Consider the following 8477-nt stretch of genomic DNA (forward strand, 5'->3'; position numbering starts at 1 on the left):
TAACCAGGGATGAACAATCAGTGCTGCCTAGGAAATGAGTTCCACATCAGTCTGAGCACCAAGTTCATCGGCAAAGGTGTCTTTCACCCTGAGAATGTCTGGCAACACTTTCTCAAAGGCTGGAATCAATGCGGGATCAAAATGACGGCCTTTTTCGCTGGTCATGTACTTGACAGCGTCCTCGGTTGAAAAAGCCGCTTTGTACGGACGAACCGAAATGAGGGCGTCAAAGACGTCCGCCACGGCGACAATGCGTCCCACCAGGGGAATAGCGTCCCCCTTGAGTCCACCAGGATAACCCGAACCATCCCAGCGTTCATGATGGGTGAGCGCAATCTGGCGTGCGGTTCTGAGCAATTCATCGTCATGGGTTCCAATAATGTCGGCCCCCATCAGGGGATGCTGCTTCATCAGCGTCCACTCGGCAGCATCAAGCTTGCCGGGTTTGAGCAGCACGCTGTCGGGTATGCCGATCTTGCCAATGTCGTGCATCGGCGCTGTTTGCAGCAAGACATCCTGGGCTGACGAACCCAGGCCAATCGCATCGGCAATCAACTGGGAATAATGCGCCATGCGAATCACATGGTTACCCGTTTCATTGTCCTTGAATTCTGCCGCCCGGCCGAGTCGGCGAATGATTTGCTGGCGCGACACCAGCAGGTCCCTGGTTCGCTGATCCACCATGCGTTCGAGCTCACGAGACTGATCGTAGAGGGCCAAATGGGTGTGCACCCGCGCTTTGACAACCGGCGGGCTGAATGGTTTGGTGATGTAGTCCACCGCACCAATTTCCAGGCCCAACCGTTCATCTTCCACCGCGCTCATAGCAGTCACGAAGATAACCGGGATCTTGCGTCGGTCAGGATTGGCCTTGAGCCGTCTGCAGACCTCGTGACCGCTCAAGCCAGGCATCATCACATCGAGCAGGATCAGATCAGGCGGTTCTTCGGAGTAGACAATTTTGATGGCTTTCTCACCATTGGACGCGACCTTGATGTCATAACTCTCATCCAAAATGACCACCAGGAGCTCTATGTTCTCAGGAACATCATCGGCAATCAAAATCGTCTGACGTTGGCGCAAATCGGACATGGGGGTGCTCCTCAGGTAGATCCAAATTTCACAGACTGATATCCAGTTGTTTGGCCAGGATTCCCAGGTCCTGAATGGCTGCGTCGTAATGATATTGTGCTGCATGACGGGCCACGGTACGCGCCATATCCGCGCCATGGTGACCAGCCAGGAGTCGGGACAACTCCGCAGCATTTCGACTGGCCTTGGCATCGTCGTTTTGAAGCTCCGCCGACAGGCGACGCATCAGCGACTCAAGCGCCAGATGGTCAATGGCCGAGGCATTTGGCGATGCATCGCCTGCGCTTGGCTGCGCGGCCCTGCCCGGCATGGACAGAATATCGTTCAAGCAACGCTCCCAACTGGCCAGAGCCTCGTGCAACTCTGGTTTCATTGCGTCCAGGTGGTATTCCAGGTGACGGCTTGCTGCCGCCAACTGGTCTGCACCGATATTGGCAGCAAGCCCTTTCAAGTTGTGAACGATGCGATGGGCTTCCTCTTGGTCGCCGCCCTCCAGTGCCTGTCGCAGGCGCTGTGGGGCATCAGCCTCGCGGTCACAAAATCGGCTAAACAGTCGCTGATAAAGCGCCTGATCACCCCCCATACGCTGCAGCGCCGTTTCTTTGTCAAGAACCTTGAAGGGACTGGCCTCGTTAGCTGCTACCGCCTGGACATCTTCAGTAGGCAAAGGCACGCTGAGGAGAGTTGGAAACACCTGACCAGGAGCCAACCAACGCGTCAGGGTGGCATAAAAGGCGTGGATATCAACAGGCTTGGCCAGGTAGTCATTCATGCCGGCCTGAAGACACTTTTCGCGCTCACCGGCCAGCGCGTTGGCTGTCATGGCAACAATGACCGTTTGCGCGAATCGCTCATCCTGACGGATCAGACGAGTGGCTTCCAGACCATCCATGACCGGCATCTGGCAATCCATGAAAATCAGTGCATAGTCCCCGCACAAAACCCTGTCCAGCGCCTCGCTGCCATTGGCGGCTACATCCGGCCTGATACCTACGTTCTGCAGCAACTCGACCGCCAGTTCCTGGTTGGTCTCGTTGTCTTCCACCAGCAGCACACGTTTGCCTTCCAGGACGGCCCTGATGTTGGCGAGTTCATAGCGCGGTGGAATCAGGTGGTCAGCATCGATCCGCAAGGGTTGCCGGTGGCAAGCGGTGACAATGGCATCCAGCAGCGTCGACGCGGTGGCGGGTTTGTCCAGAAGGCCATCCACCGGCGTCGTTCCCAGCGCCATGGCAAGATTGTCCCGGTCGTGCGCCGTGGCAAGAAGGCACAAAGGGCGATGATCGCCGAATTCGAGGTGTACCTTTCGCAGAGTCTCAACCCCATCCAAAATGGGCATTTTCCAGTCAATCAACATCAATTGGTAGGGACTGCCCGCCTGCTCTGCCCGACCGAGCTCGGTCAGCGCCGCTGCTCCGCTGGCAACGGCTAACGCCACAAAACCCAGTGAGGTCAACATCTGCACGAACACTTCACGCGCCGCAGCGTTGTCATCAACCACCAGAATCGACATGCCACGAATATCCAACAGATAACGCGGCGCCTGAGTTGGCGGGGTGGGGTTATCTGCCAATCCGAAAACAGCCGTGAAATGGAAACAACTTCCCTCCCCCGGTTGGCTGGAAACGCCTATTTCCCCACCCATGAGTTCAACAATGCGTTTACTGATACTCAAGCCCAGACCCGTGCCACCAAAACGTCTTGTGGTGGAGCTGTCGGCCTGGGAAAACGCGTCAAATATTCGTACCATGGCTTCTTCAGACAAGCCGATGCCAGTGTCACAAACCTCGAAGCGAAGCATGGTTTCAGCATCCTGCCTTGCCACACAAGAAACAGACAGAGTGATTTCCCCCTGTTCCGTGAACTTCACTGCGTTGCTGATCAAATTGGTCAGTACCTGCCCCAGACGCAAAGGATCACCCATCAAATCGTCAGGTACGTCACTGGCCACATTCAGCAGCAGCTCAAGCCCCTTGTTTCGAGCGCTGATGGCAGCCAGATCCGCCACTTGGCCGAGTACATTTTCCAGTTTGAAAGTGATGCTCTCGACGTTGAGCTTACCCGCTTCGATTTTGGAAAAGTCCAGAATATCATTGATCAGGGCCAGCAAACCATTGGCCGCCGAATGCACCTTGTTCAGGTAGTTGCGCTGACGCGCGGTGAGCTCGGTCTGCAGTGCCAGTTGGGTCATGCCGATCACGGCATTCATCGGGGTACGGATTTCATGGCTCATATTGGCAAGAAACTCTGCCTTGGCTGATGACGCTGCTTCGGCCTGAGCTCGGGCCTCACGCGCAGCACGCTCGGCAGACTTGAGACCGGTAACATCGACAATCATGCCGATCAGACCGCCAGGCGCCCCGTCAGCACTGCGAAAACCCGTTACTGAATAAAGTGCATCGTGCATTTGTCCGTCGGCAAAATGAAAGGATTCATCCCGTGACACCCGACTGCAGTCACGAATCACGTCCTCGTCCTCTTTCTGGTAGGCCAGCCGATCTTGCTCAGGAAGATAGGCCAGATCAGACACTCGCTTACCAATAAATTGCTGGCGACTGATACCAAAGGTGGCCTCATAAGCCTGATTGCACCCGATAAACCTCGAATCAGCGCCTTTGTAAAAGATCGGGTTGGGAATGATGTCAAGCAAAGCCTCGATGAAGGCCACTTGGTGTGCCAGCGTACGGGTACGCTCCTGTACCTTGGCTTCAAGTTGTTCGTTGGCTTGTTCCTGTGAAGTGCTGGAAGCCAGCAGACGCTGGCGCATGGTTTCCTGCGCCTGGGCTAGCTGCGCCACCTCACGCCATGGTGCAGTCAATGGCCCCTGCGCTACCGGGGCCGCCAAATCCATACGGCCAATACGCTCACTTTCCTGGGTGAGTTCCTCCAGAGGTCTGGCAAACCGCCTGGCCACCTGAACTGCTACCAGAGAGCCAGCCGCCAACGACAGGGCCGTGATCAGCAACAACAACAAAAAGTCACCGGAACGCCCGGGCACAAATTCACTTTCCGGTGCAAACACTGCCAGCCAGACCTGACGTTGCCCCATTGTGGTGGCCTGGAACAAGCTGAACCAGCTTTCCTTTTCATGCTCAAAAACCGTGATATCCGCCTTTGGACGCCCCTGCGCACTCCAGTTGGCATAACCGACTGCAACCCCGGTCAAACCCACTTCCGAAGCGGTTTTCAGAACCGCCGCTTTCAACTGCTCGTCACTGGTAAGTTCCGGTGCGTGGGGCAGCGCAAGCAGTGCGCCAGTATCGGTCATCAGGGTCGCAACACCCCGGCTTCCAAGCTGCAAGCCGGCAGTGAAGCGGGACAGGTCAAGCAATTTGACGTCGTGCCCGATCACGTAGCGGCTGCCGTCCTTGCCGGTCCAGCGCATGGACGCAGTAACACCAGGCTCCCTGGTCGTAAAAAATATATACGGTTCGGTCCAGTAAACCGCGTCGTCCCTGGCCAGCGCCATCGCACCTTGAAACCAGGGGCGCTGGCGTGTGTCATAGTCCAGCTCGCGCATTTCGCTTTTTTCCAGAACACGGTCAGCGCTCCAGGTCAACCAGTAGGTTTGACGGCCCCACTCGGCTGGATTGCTCAAACGATTGATCCACTTGCCATCATCCGTGTGAAGCAGCAGGATTTCGCGGCCGGACTCATGTGAAAAATTCACTGAGGATATTTCGTTATGACTGCTGATGATGGGAAAAAAGAATTCGTTGAAACGCGCCAACTGCTTGTGGTCCAGATCACCGTTCATACCCCAGCCCCAACTACTGCGAAGGGTCACTTCCACGGATTCAAACAACCGCTGGATTCGGGCCTCCACCTGCTGGGAAACAAGGCCCATTTCCGCATATGCCAGACCGTTGACGGTGGGGCGAACAATCAGCCGGTAACTTCCGAAAGCAAAAACCGCCAGGGACAGCAGAATCAGGCCGCTGGTGCGAACAACAAGGCTGGTGCCAAAAGTTCTTCTCATTCCCTGTCCCCCGTGATCATGCAAGTCTGATCTCGCATATTACATCCCGCTTGGCAAAAGAATGAACGCTGGTCCAGCTTGGCATGACACCGCCACCGCAGGCGGACAGAGGCGACCATGTCATGCTCAAACTTTATGGACAGTTCTGGTGACTACCCGTGCCACAAACCTCTCAAGCCGGTAGACGTCGAGGTTTCAAGCTTTGCCTATCTTCAAATAGGCAACAGAGGCTCCCGAAGGCAAGGAGGTATTCGTCTTGGCGGGTGAGATCCGCCTGGGTAAAGACCACCTGTGTGTGGCGCTGATCAGCGTTCCGCAAGAAGCACAGAGGCTTCAGCGTGGGAGTTCCAGCGCGGGCTGATCTGTCGATGAAGAGAAACGCACCAGATCACTCTTGGTTGTTTTGACGCGAGCCGGGCCGGGCAATCTGCTTGAAGCGGATTTTGCGGTCCAGTTCAATCGCGTCTTTTTTCAGCTGCCGTTGCGCGTCGAGTGTCTGGCCCTCCGCCAGCCACTGGGCGAATTCTTCCGGGGTTTCCAGCGTCATGCGTCCCAGCACGCCCGAGCGGAAGTCATGAATCACAATTTCAGCCGCTTTCTGCCAGTTGACCTGTTTGCCACCCTGCAAGGCGCCGCGCTGGCGGCCAATGGCTTCGAGCAATTGTTCGTCGCTCAGGGCAGCAACACCTGCCAGCTTGTAACGCACCTCCAGCAAAGCCGGGTAATGCTGGCGCAGGTAGTCCAGCAGTTCCAGCGCCACCTCCTGCTCGTCAAACGCGTTGCGCCCGACCGCGCCGCTGGCTGCCAGGTTGTAACCACTCTTGGCCACGATGATGCGCGGCCACAACACGCCAGGGGTGTCGTACAGATAAAAATCCGGCGCCACGGCAATGCGTTGCTCCAGCTTGGTGACGCCGGCTTCATCGCCGGTTTTGGCGGCGCGTTTGCCGGCCAGCGTGTTGATCAGGGTCGATTTGCCCACATTGGGAATGCCGCATATCAGCACCCGCATCGGTTTGGCCATGCCTCCGCGGTTGGGGGCGAGTTCATGGCAGGCCGCCACCAGCGCCTTGGCTGGTGCCGTCATGCTGGCGTCCAGCGGCAGGGCGCGGGTGCCGGGCAAGGCGTTGTAATGCGCCAGCCACAAGGCGGTACGCTGCGGGTCGGCCAGATCCTGCTTGTTCAACACCTTGAGTGCGGGCTTGCCCTCTGTCAGCTTGGCCAGCATCGGGTTGGCGCTTGAACCGGGCAGCCGCGCGTCCAGCAGTTCAATCACCACGTCGATGGCCTTGATGCGCTCGGCAATGGCCTTTTGCGTCAGATGCATGTGGCCGGGAAACCATTGGATCATTGCCATGTTTTATAAATCCAGTGCAGGCCGCAAGGCCGAGGGCCGGACATAACGCCAACGTCCGACAAAACAGGCCAGACAAGCCGACACCACCCCCGCCAGGGCCAGCAGTTGCAGCGGGTGCTGCCAGTCGCCCTCAAAGGCGCCAAACAGCGTCGCCTTGAGTGCCCTGACCACCCAGGTGATCGGCAAATAGGGGCTGATCTGCGCAAACAGGCCACCGCTGAGTTCCACCGGCAAGATGCCCCCCGAAGAGGACAGCTGCACTGCCAGGAACACCAGCGCCAGGGCCTTGCCGGCATCTCCCAACGCCCGGGTCAGCGCAAACACGATCAACAAAAAGGTGATTGCCGCTGCACACAGCGTCAGCGCCAGAGCCCCGACTTGGACCGCACGCACATTCAACAACCACACCACGACCACCCAGACCAGCAAGGCCTGCAACAAGACGATGCCCGACGGAATGACCATTTTCCCGGCCATTTTGGCCCAGGCAGAAGCCTTGGCCGCCGTGCGCGCCAGTGTCCGCATATGGATCAGGAACGCAGCCAGACTGGCACCCAGCCACAGGGCGCCAGGAATGATGTTGGGGGCAAAGCCGCTGCCATTGTTCTGCACCGGGGCGTCCACTTCGATGGTCGGCTGCACCGAGGTGGCCAGGCCTTGCGCGTTGCCCTCGATTTTTTTCACGGAGGCCGGCAAGGCGCCTTCCAGCAGATCCAGCCCACCGGCCAGATGCTGGGCCCCCTGCGTGACTTTCTGCGTGCCCCCTTTGAGCGCCAGGGCACCACCGCTCAGGCTGGCAGAACTGCGCGTCAGCTCATCGAGCCGGGCGTCGTCAGGCAACTGGGTCACCATGCTGCGCAAACCGCTATTCAAGCTGCGCAGGCCAGTGGTCAGGCTGCTGACGCCGGTGTGGAGCTGGGTCGCCCCTTCGGTCAGTTTTTGCTGAGCGACACCGGCGTTGCGCAGACCACTTTCCAGCGTGCTGGTGCCCTCACCCAGCTGATCCAGCCCTTCCTTGATCCGCGTAGCCACAAACACACTGCCGTCCGCCTCCTCCCGAAAGCCGTTGACACCGGACTGCAGGCGCTGGGCACCTTGCTGCAGTTGGACCAGGCCGCGCCCGAATTCTTCCTGACCAGTCAGCAGGGCCTGCGCACCTTCTTCGAGCCGCCGCAGATCAGAGTTGCGTGGCCGCTTGTCAAACATGGTGCGCAGCCCGCTACCCAGTTCACGCGCACCGCTGGCCAACTGATCCACCCCCTGCTCCACCCGCGTGGCACCCCCCGACAGGGTGTCGGCCCCCCGCGCGGCCATTTGCGCCCCGGTGGCCAGTTCCTTGGCGCCTTGGCGCAGTTGCAGCAGACCTTCGTGCAATCGCTGGATGCTGCGCTGCGACCCGTCAGCGTCGGCCAGCACCAATGCCCAGCGCTGCTCGTTCAAGCTCTGGTTGACTTCGCGCCCCAGGTCCTCGGCAAACCGTTTGGCCAGCGTGGCACTCGGGTAACTGTTGCCCTCGGAGGTGAAGATCACCAGCTTGCCTGCACCGGCCTGGGCACCCGGCACCGCGTTGGAACTGAAATCAGCCGGCACAATCAGCGCAAACGCCAGCGCCCCCTGGCGGACCTGCTGGCGGGCGGTCGACTCGTCGGTGTAGTCCACATAACCAAAAGTCGGCTTGAGTTTGAGGCGCGCCGCCAGATCGCGCCCGACGTTGAAAGCCTGCTGGCGGTATTCCAGGCCACGATCGAGATTCACAATCGCCACCGGCAGATCTCCGGTTTTCGCCGCCGGGTCCCACACGCTGGCCAGATAGATCAGCACATACAAAGCCGGAATCAGCGCCACCACGGCGGCTGCCAGCAGCAGACGCGGGTAACGCCAAAAAAAGCGCCCTTCCATGCGGACAATGTCCCACATGACCGTGTGGTGGTGTGTCAGCTCAGACCTCATGCACAACCTTGCCACGCAGGGCCTTGATGCCTGAACGCTGCAGCTTGGCCTCACGCAGGCGCTGGCGCGAGGCCCGCGTCGGCCGGGTTGGCTTGCGGT

The 8477-nt window shown here is 58.8% G+C and carries 6 protein-coding genes and 1 pseudogene; 2 read left to right on the forward strand and 5 right to left on the reverse strand.

Annotation, left to right across the window (positions count from 1 at the left end; genetic code table 11):
* Positions 1-27: 27 nt before the first annotated feature.
* Entirely contained in the window at positions 28-1230 is a 1203-nt protein-coding gene (locus PHW99_RS17025) for a two-component system response regulator (RefSeq protein WP_366913616.1), read from the reverse strand.
* Positions 1121-3760 carry a response regulator gene (locus PHW99_RS17030; protein ID WP_300180404.1) on the reverse strand — a complete coding sequence of 880 codons (2640 nt, stop codon included), beginning with the start codon at positions 3758-3760 and terminating at the stop codon, positions 1121-1123. Before PHW99_RS17030 ends, PHW99_RS17025 begins: the two co-directional genes overlap by 110 nt.
* A 420-nt stretch (positions 3761-4180) precedes the next feature.
* Here PHW99_RS17030 and PHW99_RS17035 point away from each other — a divergent pair, with 420 nt between their 5' ends.
* Both PHW99_RS17035 and PHW99_RS17040 read left to right on the forward strand, forming a co-directional pair.
* Positions 4181-4753, forward strand: coding sequence for a hypothetical protein (locus PHW99_RS17035; protein ID WP_300180406.1), 573 nt, complete (start codon positions 4181-4183; stop codon positions 4751-4753).
* A gap of 24 nt (positions 4754-4777) precedes the next feature.
* Entirely contained in the window at positions 4778-5101 is a 324-nt protein-coding gene (locus PHW99_RS17040) for a hypothetical protein (RefSeq protein WP_300180409.1), read from the forward strand.
* A gap of 358 nt (positions 5102-5459) precedes the next feature.
* Here the strand turns inward: PHW99_RS17040 and ylqF are convergent, their stop codons facing one another.
* The 3 genes and pseudogenes from ylqF to PHW99_RS17055 form a co-directional block, all read right to left on the reverse strand.
* Entirely contained in the window at positions 5460-6428 is a 969-nt protein-coding gene (ylqF, locus tag PHW99_RS17045) for a ribosome biogenesis GTPase YlqF (RefSeq protein ID WP_300180412.1), read from the reverse strand.
* A gap of 3 nt (positions 6429-6431) precedes the next feature.
* Positions 6432-8345: a YhgE/Pip domain-containing protein gene (locus PHW99_RS17050; RefSeq protein ID WP_300180415.1), complete on the reverse strand. Its 1914-nt coding sequence runs from the start codon at positions 8343-8345 to the stop codon at positions 6432-6434.
* Between the two features lie 22 nt (positions 8346-8367).
* Positions 8368-8477, reverse strand: a pseudogene (locus PHW99_RS17055) (aminoacyl-tRNA hydrolase); the annotation flags it as partial.

This window comes from Rhodoferax sp., from assembly GCF_028689305.1.
Lineage (GTDB): Bacteria > Pseudomonadota > Gammaproteobacteria > Burkholderiales > Burkholderiaceae_C > Rhodoferax.

Excerpts from the sequence above, each read along its gene's own strand:
- PHW99_RS17025 (WP_366913616.1), bottom strand. The coding sequence starts at position 1,230 with ATGGCGCGGATATGGCGCGTACCGTGGCCCGTCATGCAGCACAATATC.
- PHW99_RS17035 (WP_300180406.1), top strand. The coding sequence starts at position 4,181 with ATGCTCAAAAACCGTGATATCCGCCTTTGGACGCCCCTGCGCACTCCA.
- PHW99_RS17040 (WP_300180409.1), top strand. The coding sequence starts at position 4,778 with ATGACTGCTGATGATGGGAAAAAAGAATTCGTTGAAACGCGCCAACTG.
- ylqF (WP_300180412.1), bottom strand. The coding sequence starts at position 6,428 with ATGGCAATGATCCAATGGTTTCCCGGCCACATGCATCTGACGCAAAAG.
- PHW99_RS17050 (WP_300180415.1), bottom strand. The coding sequence starts at position 8,345 with ATGTGGGACATTGTCCGCATGGAAGGGCGCTTTTTTTGGCGTTACCCG.